We start from the raw sequence: 19,722 nt of genomic DNA on the forward strand, positions 1-19,722 counted from the left end.
AAAAATGAAACAGTTCAAATAGAAACTCTGTAAACTTCGTGTTTAAATAAAGACAACGGATCCAATAATTGAATCCGTTGTCTTTATATTTTTATTTTGAAATTAAATCTTAGTCAGTTTTGCATATTTCAGGATCAGGTTTTTCTCTCCTTCATGCATGAAAACTACTTTTGCTTTGATATTCTGTGGATCTGTTCCGTCCAGGAAAGTGACTTCTCCAATACCAAAACGGTCGTGTCTCACCTTATCTCCTACTTCAATATCCTGAGACGAGGCTCCGCTTGGATTGATAATTTTAGCTGTGCTTACAGGTTTCAGTTTTCTTACTTCCGGTGCTGGTTTCGAAGTATCACCTCTGTCAATGGTTTTCTTTTCAACCTTTTTAAAAGATCTCATTTCAGAAGGATGTTCATCAAAAATATTGGACTTTACCCCTGAATTATTGATAAACCTCTTTTCCATAGCAGGATTAAGGAACTCAATATATTCATCATCAATTTCACTTAAGAATCTTGAAGGTTCCGCATCGGTGATTTTCCCCCATTGGAAACGGGAAACAGCATAGGAGAAGAAGGCTTGCTTTTCAGCTCTTGTCAGGGCTACATAGAATAATCTTCTCTCTTCTTCCAGGTCTTCCCTGGTAGCCGAACTCATAAAGCTCGGGAACAAGTTTTCTTCAAGACCAACCAGATGAACCACCGGGAATTCCAGTCCTTTTGAAAGGTGAATGGTCATCAGTGAAACCATATCATCCTCCAGCTCTTTATCCTGAGTATCTGCAGAAAGGGCAATATTTTCAAGGAAATTGGAAAGACTCGGATCACCGTCTTCAAGCTGCATCTGTTCTTCAATGAATCCCTGCATAGAGTTCATCAATTCCTGAACGTTTTCTACTCTGGAAATTCCTTCAGGCGTCTGATCATCTTTTAAAAACTTGATTAAACCGCTTCGTTTTGCTACTTCCATAGCAACGCTGTAAGCTGTTTCTGTTTTCAATAGTACCTGGAAGGCCTTGATCATGGACCAGAAGTCGTTCAGTTTGTTTAAAACTCCATTGTTAAGCCCTAACTGTGGTGCATACATAGGAAGATTATCCAGTACTTTTGAAACTGCAATATTGTGGGCATCTGCAAAAACGATCAGCTTATTCTGTGTCGTTTCTCCGATCCCTCTCGCCGGATAATTGATAATCCTCATCAATGCTTCAGAATCATTTTCATTGATCAGAAGACGAAGATACCCGATAAGGTCTTTTACTTCTTTCCTTTGATAGAAAGAAAGTCCTCCATATACTTTGTATGGAATATTTTTACGTCTCAGTGCATCTTCAAAAGCACGCGTCTGAGAGTTGGTTCTGTATAAAATGGCAAAATCGCTGTATTTTCTCTGGTCACGGTTACGAAGTTCCCAGATATTTCCGGCAACAAAATTGGCTTCATCAGCATCGGAAAGAGAACGGTATATTTTGATCTTGTCCCCTTCTTCATTATCACTGAATACGTTTTTCTTAAACTGCTGCAGGTTTTTTGCAATGACTACATTGGCAGCATTTACAATATTCTGTGTAGAACGGTAATTCTGCTCCAGCGATACCGTTTTGGCATCAGGATAATCTTTTTTAAAGTTTAAGATATTATAAATATTGGCTCCACGGAAAGAATAGATAGACTGAGCATCATCCCCTACGACACAGATATTCTCAAATTTTGAAGCCAAAGCTTTTACAATAAGATACTGGGAGTGGTTCGTATCCTGGTACTCATCCACCATGATGTACCTGAACCTGTCCTGATATTTCGCCAGTACTTCCGGGAAACGGGTTAATAATTCATTGGTTTTCAGAAGAAGATCATCAAAATCCATGGATCCGTTTCTGAAACATTGCTCAACATATCTCTGGTAAATCTGCCCGATGAATTTCATATTTGCTTTTTCATCAGCTTCCATCAGCTCCGGATTGTTGAAATAAGCTTTTACTGTAATCAGATTATTTTTGTACGTTGAAATTCTTGCCTGAACTTTTTTAGGTTTATAAAGATCAGCATCGATATTCATATCCTTCAGCACTTTTTTGATCACGTTCAGAGCATCCTGCTGATCATAAATCGTAAAGTTGGAAGGATATCCAAGATAATGAGCTTCAATCCTTAAAATCCTTGCAAAAACAGAGTGAAAAGTTCCCATCCAGAGACTTCTTGCATTGCTTTCCCCTACTACTTTTGCGATACGGTCTTTCATCTCACGGGCCGCTTTATTGGTAAAGGTAAGGGCCAGAATATTGAAAGGGTCTATCCCATTATGTATTAAATGGGCAATACGCATGGTAAGTACCCGCGTTTTTCCGGAACCTGCCCCGGCAAGCACCATCAGAGGTCCCTGTAAAGAGGTAACGGCTTCATATTGTGATTCGTTGAGTCCTTTCAAATAGTCCATACAGCAAAAGATTTTGGGAACACAAAATTAAGGTATTCAGAGGAGAATTCAAACTTTCATAAAGAAGTTAGGAGTATGAAGTATTAAGATTGTATTTGTCAATGGTCAATTTTGCTTCGCAAGTGAATTGTGAATGATTATTCTTGATCTCATATCCTGCGTAACATATTGACAAGCGAAGCGAATTCACCATTCACCATTCGCTATTCACTATTCACTATTCACTATTCACCATCACCAATATATTTCTACATATTCTGTAACATTTAATTCACTTTTCATACTAATTGATAAACAATTTCTAAATTTTATGAAAAAGCGACTTCTTTCTGCAGCTGCCGTAGCTTTCTTCGGGCTAATGCTGAATGCACAGCAAATCAAATTCGAAGAGTATGACCTTCCCAATGGTCTCCATGTAATCCTTCATCAGGATAACTCAGCACCGGTTGTAACCACAGGTGTAATGTACCATGTAGGTGCAAAAGATGAAGTAAAAGGCAGAACAGGTTTTGCTCACTTCTTTGAACACCTTTTATTTGAAGGAACTCCTAATATCAAGAGAGGAGACTGGTTTAAAATCGTTTCTTCAAACGGAGGGCAGAACAACGCCAACACCACCAATGACAGAACTTATTATTATGAAACATTCCCTTCCAATAACGAACAGCTTGGACTTTGGATGGAAGCCGAAAGGATGCGTCATGCAGTAATCAACCAGATTGGTGTGGATACCCAAAGAGAGGTCGTAAAAGAAGAGAAAAGATTAAGAATGGATAACCAGCCTTATGGAAACCTTTTCACCACTATTCAGAAAAATTTATTTACCAATCACCCATACAACTGGCCAACGATCGGTTCTATGGAAGATCTGAACTCAGCAAAACTGGAAGAGTTCCAGGCATTCTACAAAAAATATTACGTTCCTAATAATGCTACTTTGGTCGTTGCAGGAGATATCAAACCTGAGCAGACTAAGAAATGGATCGAAACCTATTACGGGGGAATTCCAAAAGGAACACTTTATCCAAAAGATTTCCCGAAAGAAACTCCTATCACTCAGGAAAAAGAAGTAACCGCTACTGACCCGAACATCCAGCTTCCTGCTTATATTTTCGCGTACAGAACTCCGGCTAATAAAGAAAAAGATGCTTATGTTTTAGATATGCTTTCTTCTTATTTAAGCAGTGGAAAGTCTTCAGTTTTATATAAAAAATTAGTAGATCAGGACAAAAAAGCACTTCAGGTAGCTGCTTTCAACCAGGGTCTTGAGGATTACAGTATCTTCGCATTCTTTGCCATTCCGATGGGGCAAACTACCAAGCAGGCTTTACAGACGGACATTGATGCGGAAATCAAAAAACTTCAGACGACTTTAATTTCTGAGGAAGATTATCAAAAACTTCAAAACCAATACGAAAACCAGTTTGTAAATGCCAATTCGAGCATTCAGGGAATAGCGGCTTCATTGGCAACCAACCACGTATTGATGGGTGACACGAACCTGATCAACAAAGAAATCGACATTTACAGATCTATCACCAGACAGGATCTTCAAAATGCGGCTAAAAAGTATCTTAATTCCAACCAAAGAGTAATCATTAACTACGTGCCTGAGAAAAAGTAACCATTTCAAATTTCAGGCTACCCTATGATTATTAAAAATTAAATTTTTACAAATGAAAAAGCAATTAACATATATAGCTGCAGCGTTTTTCTTTACAGGAATGGTTTCAGCACAAAAAATAGATCTTAATGCAATGCCGAAACCGGGACCTACTCCTGCAATCAACATCGCGAAACCCAAAACCTTCCAGCTAAGCAACGGGCTTACAGTAATGGTAGTTGAGAACAACAAACTGCCAAGAGTAAACGCAAGTCTTTCTATGGACAGACCTCCATACAATGAAGGTGCTGTAACCGGTGTAAGCGAAATTATGGCTGAACAGTTCGAAAACGGAACAACCAACATCAGCAAAGATGATTTCAATAAAAAGGTGGACTATCTTGGAGCGAACCTTAATTTCTCTTCAGGGGGTGCTTCTGCCAACTCACTTTCAAAATATTTCCCTGAAGTATTAAACTTAATGGCTGATGCGATTATCAATCCGAAATTCTCTGCGGAAGAAATTCAAAGTTCTAAGGAAAGAGCTATCGAAGGATTAAAATCTGAAGAAAAAAACGCTTCTTCTATTGCTTCAAGAGTTTCCAATGCTTTGATGTATGGAAAAAATACGTCAAGAGGTGAATTTGAAACCATTGAATCAATCAACAAAATCCAGCTTGCTGACGTACAAAATACATACAAAAAATACTACGCACCGGACAATGCTTATTTAGTCATCGTGGGAGATGTAAAGTTTGATCAGGTAAAACCTTTGATTGAGAAAGCTTTCAGTGGCTGGAAAAAAGCAAATACTCCTGTTACCCCGTTAGAACCGGCTTCTAATGTTGCTAAAACAGAAATCAACGTAGTAGATGTTCCTTCTGCAGTACAGTCTGTTGTTTCCTTAAACAACCTGAATACCCTGAAAATGAAGGATGCTAATTACTTTCCTGCAACAATCGCCAACTACATTCTTGGAGGTGGTGGTGAAGCAAGACTTTTCATGAATCTTCGTGAGAAAAACGGATTCACTTATGGTGCTTATTCTAGTATGGTTGCCAGCAAGTATTCTCCACAATTCTCTGCAAGTGCAAGCGTAAGAAATGAAGTTACAGACAAAGCTGTTAAAGAATTCATGAATGAACTTAACGCTATTTCTACAGTAAAACCGGAAGAACTGGAAAATGCTAAAGCTAAGCTAAAAGGATCTTTCATCATGTCTTTGGAACAGCCAGCTACTATCGCAAGATTTGCTTTAAATCAAAAGGTTCAGGATTTACCTGCTGATTTCTATACCAATTACTTAAAGTCTATTGATAAAGTAACGGCGGCAGATGTTGCCAATGCTGTAAAAGCAACTATTTTACCCAACCAGAGCAGAATTTTCATAGCAGGTAAAGCCTCCGACATTTCTGAAGGACTGGAAAAATTAGGTTACCCTGTAAAATATTTTGATAAAGATGCCAATCCGGTCGCTAAACCTGCTGCGCAGAAAGTAGATGCAAATGTTACCATTGGTTCTGTAGCTGATAAATACATCAATGCAATCGGAGGGCTTGCCGCTGTTCAGAAAGTGGTTTCTATTACGACAGATGCCTCTACCAAAGTTCAAGGAATGGATATGACCATGAAACTGATCCAGGCTAAAGGCGGAAAAATGGCCATGGATATGAAAATGATGGGAAATACTGTACAGAAAATCATTTTTGACGGTAAAGACGGATATATGGAAGCTCAGGGAAAAAAAATGCCTCTTAATGAAAAGCAGAAAGCTGAAATGGCAGATCCTGAACTTTTCCCGGAACTTACTTTTGCTAAGAATCCAGAGTTTAAACTGGCAGGAATTGAAAAGTATAATAACGAAGACTCTTATGTTGTGAAAGGAGCCAAGGACACCTACTATTACAGCGTAAAAACAGGTCTTAAGACTGGTGAAGTAAAAACCGGAGAGGGAGGATCCATCCCTACAAGCTATACAGATTACAAAGAGGTTTCCGGAGTAAAACTTCCGTTTACCATCATCCAGAATATGGGAGGTATGGATATCAACCTTGCCGTACAGTCTTATCAGATCAATCAGGCTAAAGATGCTGATTTCAAATAAAAACACCTTATTTTTATATAAAAAACGGCAACAATTGTTGCCGTTTTTATTTTTATCAATATTTGACGGCATCTTTTTTTGTCATTCAGTAAAAAAAGATTAAATTTGCCCATTCAAAAAGATATCAGAATTAATGGATACTATATTTACACTATTGATGGTTCTTGTTATGATTGCCAGTGTCTTATTGGTAATTATTGTTATGGCACAAAATCCAAAAGGAGGAGGCCTTTCCAGTACTTTCGGAGGTGCGTCATCTGCACAGTTTGGAGTACAGAGAACCAATGATTTCATGGAAAAAGCAACATGGACTCTGGGCGGGACTATCATTGTTCTTATCCTTTTAAGCGTTGTTATTACAGGTAAGCCTTCTCAGGCACTTCCTACCCAACAGCAGCCAGCGAAGAAAGAAGCACCTGCAAAACAGTCAGCTCCGGCTTCTTCCACAACTACTCCGGCACAGACTCCTGCACCGGCAAAATAAGAAGAATATCATCTTATATAAAACAAAAGCAACTCCATGGAGTTGCTTTTTTATTTTAATTTAATCTTTTCAAGCTGATGCCTGAGCTTTAAACCTGCTTTCAAAAAAGAATACTGTACAGGTTTTGATTGTTTATAATATTTATCAATAAAGATCTGCATAGCCCCATAGAATCTCTTGAGATAAACTTCATCTTTAACTGTACTTTCCCCTTTGTGGTGAAGAATTGAAGCTTCTCCATAATAGAAATTTTTATATCCGTTTCTTAAAAAGGTATAGCAAAGATCAATATCTTCACCATACATAAAATAAGCTTCATCCAGACCACCTATTTTTTCATAGACATCCTTTTTAGCCAATAAAAAAGCTCCTGTGATCACTTCTACTTCAGCAACTGCATTTTCGCCTATATCATTTCTGTAATAGGATTTTGAGCTATTCTTTTTAAAACTGGTAAAGAGCTTTTCAAATGAATTGATCATATCCGGCACTGAGCGCTTGCTTTCAGGCAGAAATCTTCCTTCCGCATCATGCATTCTCACTCCCAGACATCCGAATAAAGGCTGAGCATCTGCAAAATCCAGAAGTTCTTTCATATAAAAGCCTTCAAACTCGGTATCTGGATTCAAAAGTAAAATATATTCCCCTTTTGCCGTTTGGATGGCCTGATTGTTGGCTTTTGAAAAACCGCCATTTGTTTCGGAAGCAATAAAGTGTATGTTTGGAAACTCAGTAACAAGCTCTTGCCATGAAGCGTCTGTAGAAGCATTATCGATGACAACGACTTCATATTCTATCTCCCGGATGTATTTCTGAAGTGACAGGAGACAGCTTCTGAGCAATTGAGTAACATTATAGTTGACGATGATAACAGACAGCTTCATATTAATCCTTTTCGTTGTATGGCAGCCTGTTGATAATAGATCTTCCTAAAGAAATCTCATCGGCATATTCCAATTCGTCTCCCACTGAAATCCCTCTTGCAATGCTCGAAAAATTCACATTGAAATTTTTAAATTTCTTGTAAATATAATAAGCCGTTGTATCTCCTTCCATCGTCGCACTTAATGCAAAAATAAACTCCTTCACATTCCCTTCATTCAGTTTCTTTTCAATGCTGGGAATATTCAGCTGGCCGGGCCCCACTCCTTCCATTGGAGAGATTTTTCCGCCAAGGATCAAGTATTTTCCGGTGTATTTTCCTGTATTTTCAATAGCAATTACATCACGTACATCTTCCACTATACAGATCAACTCTCCGTTTCTTTTTTCATTGCTGCATATTTCACAGATGTCAAAATCTGAAAAATTATGACATTCCTTACAGTATTTTATTTCATTGACAAGGTTGATCAGGGAGTTTCCAAGACTTACAGCTCTTGAATTGGGCTGCTTCAACAAATGGAGTGCTAACCTCAAAGCCGTTTTTCTTCCAATCCCAGGCAATCCCGAAATCTCATCTACTGCTTTTGCCAATACTTTACTAGGGTAATCCATAGGTACAAAAATAAGGATTAAAGTTGATAATTTACAGTGTATCATAAATCGTCGATTCGCTTTGCATGTGAATTTTCATACAACATAAATAAATTTTAACGCAGTGTTCGCTAAGATTTTTTTTAAATTCTTAAAAACGATCGCAGGGGCGTTTCACTCAGCAATAGTTGAAAGTTGATATCCTGGCTGAACGAAGTGCCTTTGCGACCGAAATAAATAAAAATAAATATCAACCTTGCGAGCATAGCGTTTTTTTTTAACAAAAAACATCTCCAATACAATGTCTCATTATGATATTTTATATTTCTCCCCTATCTGAGAACTCTAAAAAAACCTCTATATTTGCGGCTTAAATTAAATATGAAAAAAATAAACTGACATGGTACTTAACAATCTTAATTATCCTCTGGATTTCAAATTCAAAATCACTACTTTAGCAAGTGACTTCAACATTACTGACAAAAACGGAAATTATGTGGCATATGTCCGTCAGAAAATGTTTAAGTTGAAAGAAGATGTTATCGTTTTCAATGATGAGAGTAAGTCTAAAGAGCTTTTCAGAATAAGAGCCAACCAATGGATTGATTTCAATGCTTCCTATTCTTTGAATGATCTTATTGACAATAAAAACTTCGGCAGACTGGCAAGAAAAGGGATGCGTTCCCTATGGAAAGCAAGCTATGATATTCTGGATGCACACGATCAGCCCAAGTTTAAAATCCAGGAAGACAGTGCATGGGTAAGATTCTGGGACAGCTTTGTAGGAGAAATTCCTATTATCGGAATGTTCACCGGCTATTTCCTCAATCCGTCTTACACTGTAACCGGTATTGATGGTAAAGCTTATTTTAAACTGAAAAAAATGCCTTCATTCTTTGGAAGAAGATTCCAGCTGGACAGACTGATCGACATTGATGATGAAGAAGAAAGTCTGGTAATCCTTTCTTTACTTATGATGACCCTTCTTGAAAGAGCAAGAGGATAAACCCGTTATAAAACCACAAACACATGAAATATTTAATCATTTTATTTTCTGCATTTTTACTGGTAGCCTGTAAAAAGGAAAAAGAAACCATTCCTGGCGCTGCACCAGCTGATTCTTTACACATTGCTAAAGACTCTGCTTCCACTGGACCTTCTTCCGGAAATATCCTGGTAGGGACAATTCCGTTTCCAAAAGAAATCAAAGAATGTTCCTGTTATTTTGCTGTGAGCAAAACCGATTTTGAAAATGAAAGATACATCTATGCAGATGATGCCGGGAAGACAGCTTATATGAAGCTTGACGGTAAAAGACTGGCTCTGAATCTTATCTCATCAAGCGATATGGAAGTAGACGAACTGCTTACCAAAGAAATAGAAAATGATGATTATAAGATTTCTGTAAAAGGAAAAAAAATAAAAGGCGAAGAAGCTTTGTTGTTTGAAGGTACTCTGACTATTGAGAAACCAGACGGTACCACTTTCACCACTCCGATCTACGGAGAGTGTGGATGTTAATAACAGCGAAAAAGCCCACCCGCAAAAAGGTAATAGTGTAAAAAAACAGATCAGCACATTTGCCGTTTTGCTATTTCGTCTCCAAATGCATACAAAAGTGCTTCTGTATCCTACAGAAGCATTTTTTATTTTGTAAATTTGAGAAAAATAAATTTCAATGGAATTATCGAATATAGAACCGCAGATTATCTGGAAAAATTTCTCCAAATTAAATGCTGTTCCAAGACCTTCGAAAAAGGAGGAAAAAGTAATAGCTTTCATCAAAGAATTCGGTGAGAAATTAGGGCTGGAAACTACGGTAGATGAAGTAGGAAACGTTATTATTAAAAAACCTGCCACGGCAGGAATGGAAAACCGTAAATCTGTTGTGCTTCAGTCGCACCTTGATATGGTTTGTCAGAAAAACAATGATGTCAATTTCGATTTTGAAACAGAAGGAATCAAAATGGAAATCGACGGTGACTGGGTAAAGGCTAAAGGAACTACTTTAGGTGCTGATAACGGCCTGGGAGTAGCAACCATTATGTCTGTTCTTGAAAGCTCAGATATTCCACACCCTGCATTAGAAGCTCTTTTTACCATTGATGAAGAGACAGGAATGACAGGAGCTTTAGGATTAAAGCCTGGGCAACTGACAGGACAAATTCTATTGAACCTTGACACAGAAGAGGATGATGAAATTGATATCGGCTGTGCAGGAGGTGTAGATGTAACCATCACTCAAACTTATGCTGCAGAAGCTTCAAAAGGTCAAATTGCAAGAATTGAAGTAAAAGGTCTTCAGGGAGGACACTCCGGAATGGATATCCATAAAGGTTTCGGAAATGCCAATATTATTTTAGGAAGGCTTCTTTATACCGGATTGGAAAACCAGAATATTGAACTGATCTCTATCGACAGCGGAGGCCTGAGAAATGCTATCCCAAGAGAGGGTGTTGCCGTTATTTCGGTGAGAAACGCTCAGGAGTTTATCGAAAATGCGACTGCTCTTAAAAAAGATATTTTAGAAGAGTTTGCATCAGTAGAACCGGGAATTCAAATCAATATTGAGAACTCCACATCTTCTGACAAAGCTATTTCTAAAGAAGATTCTAAAAAAGTGATCCTTACCTTAAAAGCACTTCACAACGGAGTTTACAGAATGAGCCCGGACGTTAAAGATCTTGTAGAAGCTTCCAACAACGTGGCAAGAGTAGAACTTAAAAGTGGAGAACTTAAAATCTTAAATCTTACGAGATCTTCTGTAGATTCTTCCAAATATTCAGTGGCAGAACAATTGAAATCTGTTGCAGAACTGGCCGGAATGAATGTTGAATTCAGTGGCTCTTACCCTGGATGGAAACCAAAACCAGGTTCAGAGATTGTACAGCTGATGGAGAAACTTTACACGGAAAAATTCAGTGAAAAACCTCATGTGGTAGCTTGCCACGCAGGTCTTGAATGCGGAATCATCGGTGCCAACTATCCTGAAATGGAAATGGTAAGCTTTGGACCAACCATCAGAGGAGCACACTCTCCTGATGAAAGAGCCAATATTCCTTCAGCCCAGAAATTCTGGAGTTTCCTAAAGGATATTTTAGCAAATATTCCTCAGAAATAGAATATTAAAATACTATATTGAATATCCAGAGTCTTATGATTTTGGATATTTTTAGTTTCAATCTAAATATATTTATTTATAAGATGCTTCGACAAGCTCAGCATGACATCCCTAATACTAAATGCTTTTTTAGAGATAAATTTTCAGCAGTGTCATACTGAGCCTTCCCAGGCATCTAAACGTAAAATAAATTTTATACAATGAAAAGTATCACCGTATTCTGCGGATCAAGTTTTGGCGCAGATAAAATATATGAAGAACAGACATTCCTGTTGGGGCAAACCTTAGCAAAACAAAATATACAACTGGTTTATGGCGGCTCAGAAACCGGCTTGATGGGAACGGTAGCCAATGGAGCTTTAAGTGAAAATGGCAAGGTAATAGGAGTTCTTCCCCAGTTTTTGCAAACCAAAGAAATTGCCCATAAAAACCTGACCGAACTTATCATCGTGGAAACCATGCACGAAAGAAAAACTAAAATGAACGAACTCTGTGACGGGGTTATCGTTCTTCCCGGTGGCTATGGTACGTTGGAAGAGTTTTTCGAGATGATCACATGGGCACAGCTGGGACTTCATCAAAAACCTATCGGAATTCTGAACATTGACGGATTTTATGATGACCTGATTCAACTTATTCAGACCATGGTGGACAAAGGATTTTTAAAACAAATCAACAGTGATATGGTACTCCTCAGTAATTCAATTGATAATCTGCTGGAAAAAATGAGAAATTATCAGGCTCCTACAGTCTGGAAAGTGATCAGCAAAGATGAGGTATAAAGAAAAAACCCGTCCAAATAACTCGGGCGGGTTTCTTTATTAAGATTAAAAAATATTTTCTAAGGATAAGGAGCAATCTCCACTTCAAGCCCCTCCATTTCATATGCAATATGCAGCTGGCAGCCTAATCTGCTGTTGTCTTTCACATGGAAAGCTTCAGCCAACATAGCATCTTCTTCATCTCCCATCGGTTCCAGACCAGGATCATTGATTACATAAACCTGGCATGAAGCACACATCGCCATTCCTCCGCATACCCCAATAGTACCTTCTTCCGCCAATTCATAGGAACGGATAATTTCCATTAAGTTCATGGACATATCCGTAGGAGCTACGACATCGTGGGTTACCCCTTCTCTGTCGGTAATTTTAATATTAATATCTGACATAATTCTGCAAAATTAGTCAATTTTTTTAACAACAGCTTTCTCTGCTTCTTTACGGCTTCCGTCAAATCCGTCAACACCACTTACCGTTGTATATTTTAATACGAATTTTTTACCGGGATTTAGCCTGTTATAAACACTCTGGCACATCAAAGTAGCTTCGTGGAACCCACAAAGGATCAGCTTCAGTTTTCCAGGATACGTATTGATATCTCCGATAGCATAAATACCATCAATGTTGGTCTGATAATCAAGGGCATTGTTGACAACAATAGCATTCTTTTCAATATTTAATCCCCAGTTTCCGATTTCTCCTAATTTTGGTGTCAATCCGAATAAAGGAATAAAATAATCTGTTTCAATATCGTAAGCTTCCTGCCCATCCACTTCTACGGTGATTGCTTCTACTTTTCCGTCACCTTTAATACCGGTAACTTCAGCAGGAGTAATTAATTTAATTTTTCCCTGATTTTTCAGGTCCTGAACTTTTTCTACAGAATCCAAAGCTCCTCTGAACTCATTTCTTCTGTGGATCAAAGTCACTTCGCTGGCTACATTGGAAAGGAAAATACTCCAGTCAAGGGCAGAATCGCCACCTCCCGCAATAACTACTTTTTTGTTTCTGAAGTGTTCTGGTTCTTTAACGAAATATTCAAGACCTTTTTCTTCATAATCAGCTATATTATCGAAAGTAGGTTTTCTCGGCTCAAAAGTTCCCAATCCTCCTGCAATAGCAATCGCTTTACATCTGTGGACAGTACCTTTGTTTGTGATCACTTCAAACCACTCATCATCAATCTTTGTATAAGAAACAGCTGTCTCCCCTAAAGTAAACCCAGGCTGGAACTGCTTGATCTGTTCCATCAAATTATCCACCAATTCTCCAGCATTTACTGAAGGATAACCAGGGATATCGAAGATAGGTTTTTTAGGATAAAGTTCTGCCAGTTGCCCTCCCGGCTGTGGAAGTGCATCAATAATATGGCACTTCATTTTTAATAAACCAGCTTCAAAAACTGCAAAAAGTCCTGTAGGCCCCGCACCTATGATCAATATATCAGTGGTTATCATAATATTTAAGATAATTTAATTATACATGTAGCTGCAAATTTACTAATTTTAATGCGAAGCATATTTAATTGATTCTAAATAAAAACCTGAGATTTGTCAAATATCAATCATTTAGGATTTTAAATTTGGCAATGTTTTTGTAAATGTCTTGTTATGAAGAAAATTTTAAACCTTTTTGCAGTATTTATATTCTTTTTAGGCTCAGCCCAGATTGATAATATCGCAGACGGCGAATCGATCACTCTTAGAATTCATTACGGCTTTCTGAATGCGGGAACAGCAAACCTGACTACCAAACAGACCAACTACAAAGGCGTACCCCATCTGTATGTAAAAGGTACAGGGCAGACGACCGGCGCAGTAAAGGCATTCTTCAAAGTAGAAGATTTATATGAAAGCTTCATCAATATGCAAACAGGATTACCGAGTTTCTATGTAAGAAATGTCCGCGAAGGAAGCTATCGTCAGCATCTTGAAACGGTTTTTAATCACGATAACAATACTTTAATTCTAACTGATAAAAAAACACCCGCCAACGGTTCGAAGGTTTTAAAATCAGTAAAAGGTGTACAGGATATGCTTTCATGCTTTTATTATTTAAGAAGTAAAAGCCCGGACGAATTGAAAGTGGGAACCGTCATCAATATGAACGTTTGGATTGATGATGAGATGTTTCCTTTTCAGCTGAAAGTAACAGGAACAGAAAATTTAAAGACTAAATTCGGGACGATCAACTGTTTAAAGATTATTCCATCTGTAAAAAGCGGAAGGGTATTTAAAGATAAAGAAGGAGTAACCATGTGGGTTTCCAATGATGCCAATCATCTTCCTATGCTTTTGAAAGCGGAACTTGCAGTAGGCGCACTGAAAGCAAGTATTGACGACTATAAAAATGTGAAATATCCTCTAAATTTCAGTAAGTAATTATCACCGATTTTTAAATATCAGGTCTGTAAAATTTTACAGACTTTTTTATTTTCATGTAATATATTCTTAATATGGATTGTCTTTATTATAGAGGCAGTCAAAGAACTGCGGCATGTCAATACTTCACTGAGATACTTAGTGTATTCGAACCGAAGTATAAGCATAAGAAACAGACACGTGTAAATTTTTCAATAAGATCAGTTTTTAGTTACGTTTTGTTTCTTAGGTCAGTAATTAAAAACAAAAAACCTCCGGAGCTCCGGAGGTTTGATTTTTTATAGTGTTTTGAACTGTTCCAGTGTTCTGATATCATTTTCAAAGAACATTCTGATGTCACTCATCTGGTAAAGCAGCATCGTAATTCTTTCAATTCCCATTCCGAATGCATATCCTGAATATTTCTCAGCATCAATATTTACATTTTTCAGTACGGCAGGATCTACCATTCCACATCCCATGATTTCCAGCCACCCAGTTCCTTTCGTGATTCTGTAATCCGTTTCAGAGTTTAATCCCCAATACACATCAATTTCAGCACTTGGCTCAGTGAATGGGAAGAATGAAGGTCTCATTCTGATCTTAGATTTCCCGAAAAGCTCAGTGGTAAAAAACTGAATGGTTTGCTTTAAATCTGCAAAACTCACATTTTCATCAATATATAGCCCCTCAATCTGGTGGAAAATACAGTGAGAACGTGAAGAAATCGCTTCATTTCTGAATACTCTCCCCGGAGATAAAATCCTGATTGGCGGTTGGTTTTCTTCCATAAAACGGGTCTGTACAGAAGAAGTATGTGTTCTTAAAAGAATATCCGGATTCTGCTCAATGAAGAAAGTATCCTGCATATCTCTTGCCGGGTGGTATTCCGGGAGATTAAGCGCTGTAAAGTTATGCCAGTCATCTTCAATCTCAGGACCGTCTGCTACAGCAAACCCGATAGATTTGAAGATTTCTATAATTCTGTTTTTTACCAGATTGATCGGATGTCTGGAACCCAGATCCAATGGAAAAGCGGGTCTTGTAAGATCTTCTTTTTCTACCACGACAGAAGAAGCTGAAGCATTTTTCAAATCCTCCAGTTTTACAGCAACTGCCTGTTTTAAAGTATTGATCTTCTGCCCGAATTCTTTCTTCTGGTCATTAGGAACTTCTTTAAATTTTTCAAAAAAATCATTCAGAACCCCTTTTTTACCATTGTACTTGATTCGGAAGTTCTCGATCTCTTCCTTAGAGGTGGCATTGAAGCCATTTACTTCGATCAGTAGTTCTTCTATCTTTTCTATCATTGTTTTACCCTTTCAAAATGTTTTGCAAAAATACGATTTTTAAGTTGAATAATAAGTCCGTCATAAAAAAATCTGCCTCTTTTTCGGGAGGCAGACTTCAATCACTTATTTCACTTAAATAAAAAAATTATTTCTTTTCTAAAGCTTTAACGCTGATCTGAAGAGTCACCTCATCTTTAATCACACCGTTTTCAGCAGGAGCCTGGAACTTCACGCCAAACTCTTCTCTTTTGATATCTTTCGGTTCAGTAGCTACACTCACCTCCCCGTTTTTCACGGAAACATTAGCCTTAAACTGAACAGGCTTGGTAATTCCTTTAATCGTCAAATTACCATCCAAAAGAGTATTATAATCACCTTCTGTAGCGGGAGTTACTTTTGTAATTTCGTAAGAAGCTGTCGGAAACTTTTCAACTTCAAAGAAATCACCACTCTTCAGGTGACCGTTTAATTTTCCTAAATCTTCCGGACTGTCTTTCAAATCCACAGAAGTTAAGGAGTTCATATCAGCAACGAATTTTCCGCTTTCCAGTTTTCCGTCTTTCACCGTCACATCTCCGCTTTCAAATCTGATGGTTCCAAAATGACTTGTATTTTCAGATTTAAATACTTTATATCCCTTCCATTCAACCTTACTGTTTAGCGTATCCAATGTGAACTGGCTCCCTTCTTTAGTAGTCGTCACTTCATTACTTTCACTGGTAAGCGGTTTGTCTTTTTTACAAGAAACCGTTACAACAGCAACAAATAATGCAGGAATAGCTAATGAAAACAGTTTTTTTCTCATTTTTGATTTATTTTTATTAGTTCCGCTAATATAATAAAAAAAATTATGTTTTCATAAAAACCTTACATTTGTAATATGCTATTAGAAATAAACAATTTATTTTTCTCTCACAACAAAGAAAATCCCCTGTTTCAGAACCTTAACCTGAGGTTTGAAGCTGACAGGATCATTGCTCTTGCAGGAGAAAGCGGATGTGGAAAATCTACCCTTCTCAGTCTGATCTATGGGCTGCTGGACTGGGAAAGCGGAGAGATCATTTTTAACGGAACACGACTGTTAGGTCCGAAAGGAAATCTTGTTCCCGGAGAAGCAGAAATGAAATTTGTAGCTCAGAATTTTGACCTCATGCCTTACGCTACAGTAGCTGAAAATGTGGGAAAATTTATTTCAAATATCAATTTAAAACAAAAAAAAGAAACTGTAACAGAGCTTCTTGAGGTAGTGGGACTTCAGGAATTTGCCAATGTACTTCCCAAATACCTTAGCGGTGGACAACAGCAAAGAGTAGCCATTGCCAGGGCCCTGTCTGTTCTTCCTCAACTTCTGATTCTGGATGAGCCTTTCAGTAATCTGGATTTTCCGAGAAAAATTGAGCTCAGAGAAAGACTTTTCAGATACGTAAAACAGCATGGGGTATCTCTGATTATTTCTACCCATGAACTTCAGGATATTATGCCATGGCTGGATCAGATCGTTATCCTCCAGGATGGAAGACTTATTCAGAATGACAGCCCTGAAGAAACCTACAGACATCCTTATAATTCTTATGTGGCTAAATTATTTGGGGAAGTAAACATTTTCAGCGAAACAGAAGCCGCAGAGTTCCAACTTTCAAAATTTTCTTATTATCCTAAAGAAATAAAAATTACTGAAACAGGTTTCGAAGCAGAAGTTCTGGAAAGCAGATTTGCAGGAAACTACTATTGGAACAAGCTGAGAGTAAAATCAAAAGAACTGGTTGTTTATACTGATGAGAAAATATCGGGAACAATAAATATTTCATTTATTTAAGAGAAAACGCTAAATCGTAAAAGAGCAATTCGCTGTTTTGCCATCCCGTTACCCACCCTTAACTCATACATTTACTTACACTTATCAATAAAAAAATACAAACATAAGAAGCTGTTTATAAAACTTTTTCTTACATTTGTATTTCTACAGCATAAGGAAATCTTTGGTTAATTCTCTTTCTGCCTTCCGGACGGACATTAGCAGTTTTGCAATTAAGTCTTATGAAAGATTACACTGTCCAATTTTTTCCTTTTCTTTATTTTTAAGCCATACAAGCAGCCTTGATCTTATGCTTTCTTTACAAATTCAGACTTAAGAGCCATCGCTCCAAAACCATCAATTTTACAGTCGATATTGTGATCGCTTCCCGGTCTTAAACGGATATTTTTCACTTTAGTGCCCGCTTTTACCGGTTTGGGTGCCCCTTTTACAGGAAGATCTTTTACCACAACTACAGAATCTCCATCCTGAAGTTCATTTCCGTTGGAATCCAATATTTTTCCTTCACTGGCAACCTCAGAAGCAGCTTCTTCAGGGTTCCATTCGTAAAAACACTGAGAACATACCATCATATTATCGCTTGGGTAGGTAAACTCAGAGCTGCATTTCGGACAAAGTACCGTATCACTCATATTTTAATTTTTTTGCAAAGGTAGGGCTTTTTAAAGGTTGAAGTCAAGAGGTAAAGCTCAGTATAGTAGACAATAAGCGCATCTTTATTTAACACCGCTTGGTGAATTAAAGCGAATTAAATAAACCAGACGCAAAGAAAGTAAAGTATAATAATGAACAGTGTATATTTTGCTGGCAAATATTTTTCATTAAGCAAAAACACAGGTTAATTCTTCATAGAGTGAAGGCAATGGTAAACCAATAAAAATATAAACATATTTGATATAAAAATTTATCCGAAAAACGGATTGACCATTCAGAATTCGCTATCCTTCATCAACTCTCCCACCCCAAATTCTAAACTCTCAATTAAAAGTCGTATTTTTGCAGATTCAAACAGCGAAGCAAACTTATGGAACTTATTCACAGAAACTTGGCGATCGGAATTCACGATGCCTTACAGGAGACATTTTTTGAAAAAAACAAATATGCCGATAAAGTTATTGAAAGACTTTTGAAAGCTAACAAAAAATGGGGAAGCCAGGACAGAGCTGTTGTTTCTGAAATTTTCTACAATATTATCCGTTGGAAAAAACGCCTTGAATATTATATGGGAGAAGGCGTAAAACCCAACAATATCTACAAACTGATTATTGCATATTTACTTTGGAGTAAAACCAATTATAAAAAATTTGAAGAATTTGACGGAATCAAAATTGCTGATATTCTTACCAAACTTAAAAAAAATACGGTTCCTACAAAAGCAATAGAACATTCTATTCCCGACTGGCTGGCTGAAACCCTTGAAAAAGAGCTGGGTGCCAACTGGGAAAAAGAAATGACCGCTTTGAACGAACAGGCTCCTACTGTTTTAAGGGCTAATTCTTTAAGAACAACAACTAAGGAACTTATTTCTGATCTTTCTGATGAGGGTGTTGTCTCTTTTCCTGTTAACGGCTATCCTGATGCTGTACAGCTGGAAGAAAAGAAAAACGTTTTCCTTACTACAGCTTTCAAAGAAGGTTTATTTGAAGTTCAGGATGCATCTTCACAGAAGATTGGCTATTTCCTTGATGTAAAAGAAGGACAAAGAGTGGTGGATGCCTGTGCCGGTGCAGGGGGGAAAACACTTCACCTGGCGGCATTAATGAAAAATAAAGGACAGATCGTGGCATTAGATATCTTCGAATGGAAGCTTGCCGAACTGAAACGCCGTGCCAAGAGAGCCGGAGCCCACAATATTGAAACCCGTATGATCTCTGACAACAAAGTGATCAAACGTCTTCATGAAAAAGCAGACAGACTTCTGATTGATGCGCCATGTTCAGGTCTTGGTGTATTGAAAAGAAATCCGGACAGTAAGTGGAAGATTGATCAGGACTTTATTGACAGAATTAAAAAGGAACAGCAGCAGATCCTTCAGGATTATTCCAGGATGCTGAAAAAAGGAGGAAAAATGGTATATGCCACCTGTTCTATCCTTCCTTCCGAAAATAATCTGCAGGTAGAAGAATTCATCAAAAATAATCCTGGATTTAAAATGATTAAAGATGAAAAGGTGATGCCTAGCGAAGGATATGACGGATTTTATATGGCCCTGATTGAGAGAGTTTCTTAATCTAAATTCAATAAACAATAC

At 37.6% G+C, this 19,722-nt stretch carries 18 protein-coding genes; 10 read left to right on the plus strand and 8 right to left on the minus strand.

Annotated elements, in window-relative coordinates; translation table 11 throughout:
* Nucleotides 1–102: 102 nt before the first annotated feature.
* Nucleotides 103–2,433, minus strand: a complete 2,331-nt coding sequence (locus CRS_RS10560) for an ATP-dependent helicase (protein WP_142724035.1) — start codon at nucleotides 2,431–2,433, stop codon at nucleotides 103–105.
* Between the two features lie 310 nt (nucleotides 2,434–2,743).
* Here CRS_RS10560 and CRS_RS10565 point away from each other — a divergent pair, with 310 nt between their 5' ends.
* From CRS_RS10565 to secG, 3 genes are all read left to right on the plus strand, one after another.
* Nucleotides 2,744–4,057: a pitrilysin family protein gene (locus CRS_RS10565; RefSeq protein ID WP_142724036.1), complete on the plus strand. Its 1,314-nt coding sequence runs from the start codon at nucleotides 2,744–2,746 to the stop codon at nucleotides 4,055–4,057.
* A 52-nt stretch (nucleotides 4,058–4,109) separates the two neighbouring features.
* Nucleotides 4,110–6,140, plus strand: a complete 2,031-nt coding sequence (locus CRS_RS10570; RefSeq protein ID WP_142724037.1) for a pitrilysin family protein — start codon at nucleotides 4,110–4,112, stop codon at nucleotides 6,138–6,140.
* 133 nt (nucleotides 6,141–6,273) lie between these two features.
* A complete protein-coding gene (secG, locus tag CRS_RS10575; RefSeq protein WP_142724038.1) occupies nucleotides 6,274–6,624 on the plus strand; it encodes a preprotein translocase subunit SecG in 351 nt (116 codons plus the stop codon).
* A 50-nt stretch (nucleotides 6,625–6,674) separates the two neighbouring features.
* Here the strand turns inward: secG and CRS_RS10580 are convergent, their stop codons facing one another.
* Entirely contained in the window at nucleotides 6,675–7,514 is an 840-nt protein-coding gene (locus CRS_RS10580; RefSeq protein ID WP_142724039.1) for a glycosyltransferase family 2 protein, read from the minus strand.
* Nucleotides 7,510–8,121, minus strand: coding sequence for a recombination mediator RecR (recR, locus tag CRS_RS10585; RefSeq protein WP_142724040.1), 612 nt, complete (start codon nucleotides 8,119–8,121; stop codon nucleotides 7,510–7,512). The genes CRS_RS10580 and recR overlap by 5 nt, the downstream gene beginning before the upstream one ends.
* 379 nt (nucleotides 8,122–8,500) lie before the next feature.
* Between recR and CRS_RS10590 the strand changes: the two genes are divergently transcribed.
* From CRS_RS10590 to CRS_RS10605, 4 genes are all read left to right on the plus strand, one after another.
* Nucleotides 8,501–9,106, plus strand: coding sequence for a hypothetical protein (locus CRS_RS10590; RefSeq protein ID WP_142724041.1), 606 nt, complete (start codon nucleotides 8,501–8,503; stop codon nucleotides 9,104–9,106).
* Nucleotides 9,107–9,129: 23 nt separating this feature from the next.
* On the plus strand, nucleotides 9,130–9,621 hold the full coding sequence (locus tag CRS_RS10595; RefSeq protein ID WP_142724042.1) for a hypothetical protein: 492 nt from the start codon (nucleotides 9,130–9,132) through the stop codon (nucleotides 9,619–9,621).
* 157 nt (nucleotides 9,622–9,778) lie between these two features.
* Nucleotides 9,779–11,221, plus strand: a complete 1,443-nt coding sequence (locus CRS_RS10600; protein WP_142724043.1) for an aminoacyl-histidine dipeptidase — start codon at nucleotides 9,779–9,781, stop codon at nucleotides 11,219–11,221.
* Nucleotides 11,222–11,421: 200 nt separating this feature from the next.
* Entirely contained in the window at nucleotides 11,422–12,003 is a 582-nt protein-coding gene (locus CRS_RS10605) for a TIGR00730 family Rossman fold protein (RefSeq protein WP_142724044.1), read from the plus strand.
* 59 nt (nucleotides 12,004–12,062) lie between these two features.
* On the opposite strand, the gene CRS_RS10610 is transcribed toward CRS_RS10605, so the two are convergent.
* Nucleotides 12,063–12,392, minus strand: a complete 330-nt coding sequence (locus CRS_RS10610; RefSeq protein ID WP_142724045.1) for a 2Fe-2S iron-sulfur cluster-binding protein — start codon at nucleotides 12,390–12,392, stop codon at nucleotides 12,063–12,065.
* 12 nt (nucleotides 12,393–12,404) lie between these two features.
* Entirely contained in the window at nucleotides 12,405–13,460 is a 1,056-nt protein-coding gene (locus CRS_RS10615) for an NAD(P)/FAD-dependent oxidoreductase (RefSeq protein WP_142724046.1), read from the minus strand.
* Nucleotides 13,461–13,613: 153 nt separating this feature from the next.
* Between CRS_RS10615 and CRS_RS10620 the strand changes: the two genes are divergently transcribed.
* The gene (locus CRS_RS10620) at nucleotides 13,614–14,384 is read left to right on the plus strand and encodes a DUF3108 domain-containing protein (RefSeq protein WP_142724047.1); all 771 of its coding nucleotides are present in this window, start codon (nucleotides 13,614–13,616) and stop codon (nucleotides 14,382–14,384) included.
* Nucleotides 14,385–14,662: 278 nt separating this feature from the next.
* On the opposite strand, the gene pheS is transcribed toward CRS_RS10620, so the two are convergent.
* Nucleotides 14,663–15,673, minus strand: coding sequence for a phenylalanine--tRNA ligase subunit alpha (gene pheS / locus CRS_RS10625; RefSeq protein ID WP_142724048.1), 1,011 nt, complete (start codon nucleotides 15,671–15,673; stop codon nucleotides 14,663–14,665).
* Between the two features lie 127 nt (nucleotides 15,674–15,800).
* Complete coding sequence (locus CRS_RS10630) at nucleotides 15,801–16,460, minus strand: YceI family protein (protein WP_142724049.1); 660 nt, start codon at nucleotides 16,458–16,460, stop codon at nucleotides 15,801–15,803.
* Nucleotides 16,461–16,535: 75 nt separating this feature from the next.
* Between CRS_RS10630 and CRS_RS10635 the strand changes: the two genes are divergently transcribed.
* On the plus strand, nucleotides 16,536–17,471 hold the full coding sequence (locus CRS_RS10635; RefSeq protein WP_142724050.1) for a sulfate/molybdate ABC transporter ATP-binding protein: 936 nt from the start codon (nucleotides 16,536–16,538) through the stop codon (nucleotides 17,469–17,471).
* 287 nt (nucleotides 17,472–17,758) lie between these two features.
* Here CRS_RS10635 and CRS_RS10640 read toward each other — a convergent pair whose 3' ends face one another.
* Nucleotides 17,759–18,103, minus strand: a complete 345-nt coding sequence (locus tag CRS_RS10640; RefSeq protein ID WP_142724051.1) for a zinc ribbon domain-containing protein YjdM — start codon at nucleotides 18,101–18,103, stop codon at nucleotides 17,759–17,761.
* 392 nt (nucleotides 18,104–18,495) lie between these two features.
* On the opposite strand from CRS_RS10640, the gene CRS_RS10645 reads away from it, so the two are divergent.
* Nucleotides 18,496–19,701, plus strand: coding sequence for an RsmB/NOP family class I SAM-dependent RNA methyltransferase (locus CRS_RS10645; protein WP_142724052.1), 1,206 nt, complete (start codon nucleotides 18,496–18,498; stop codon nucleotides 19,699–19,701).
* The last annotated feature ends 21 nt before the right edge of the window (nucleotides 19,702–19,722 follow it).

It is taken from the genome of Chryseobacterium sp. ON_d1 (genome assembly GCF_006829085.1).
Classification (GTDB): Bacteria; Bacteroidota; Bacteroidia; order Flavobacteriales; family Weeksellaceae; genus Chryseobacterium.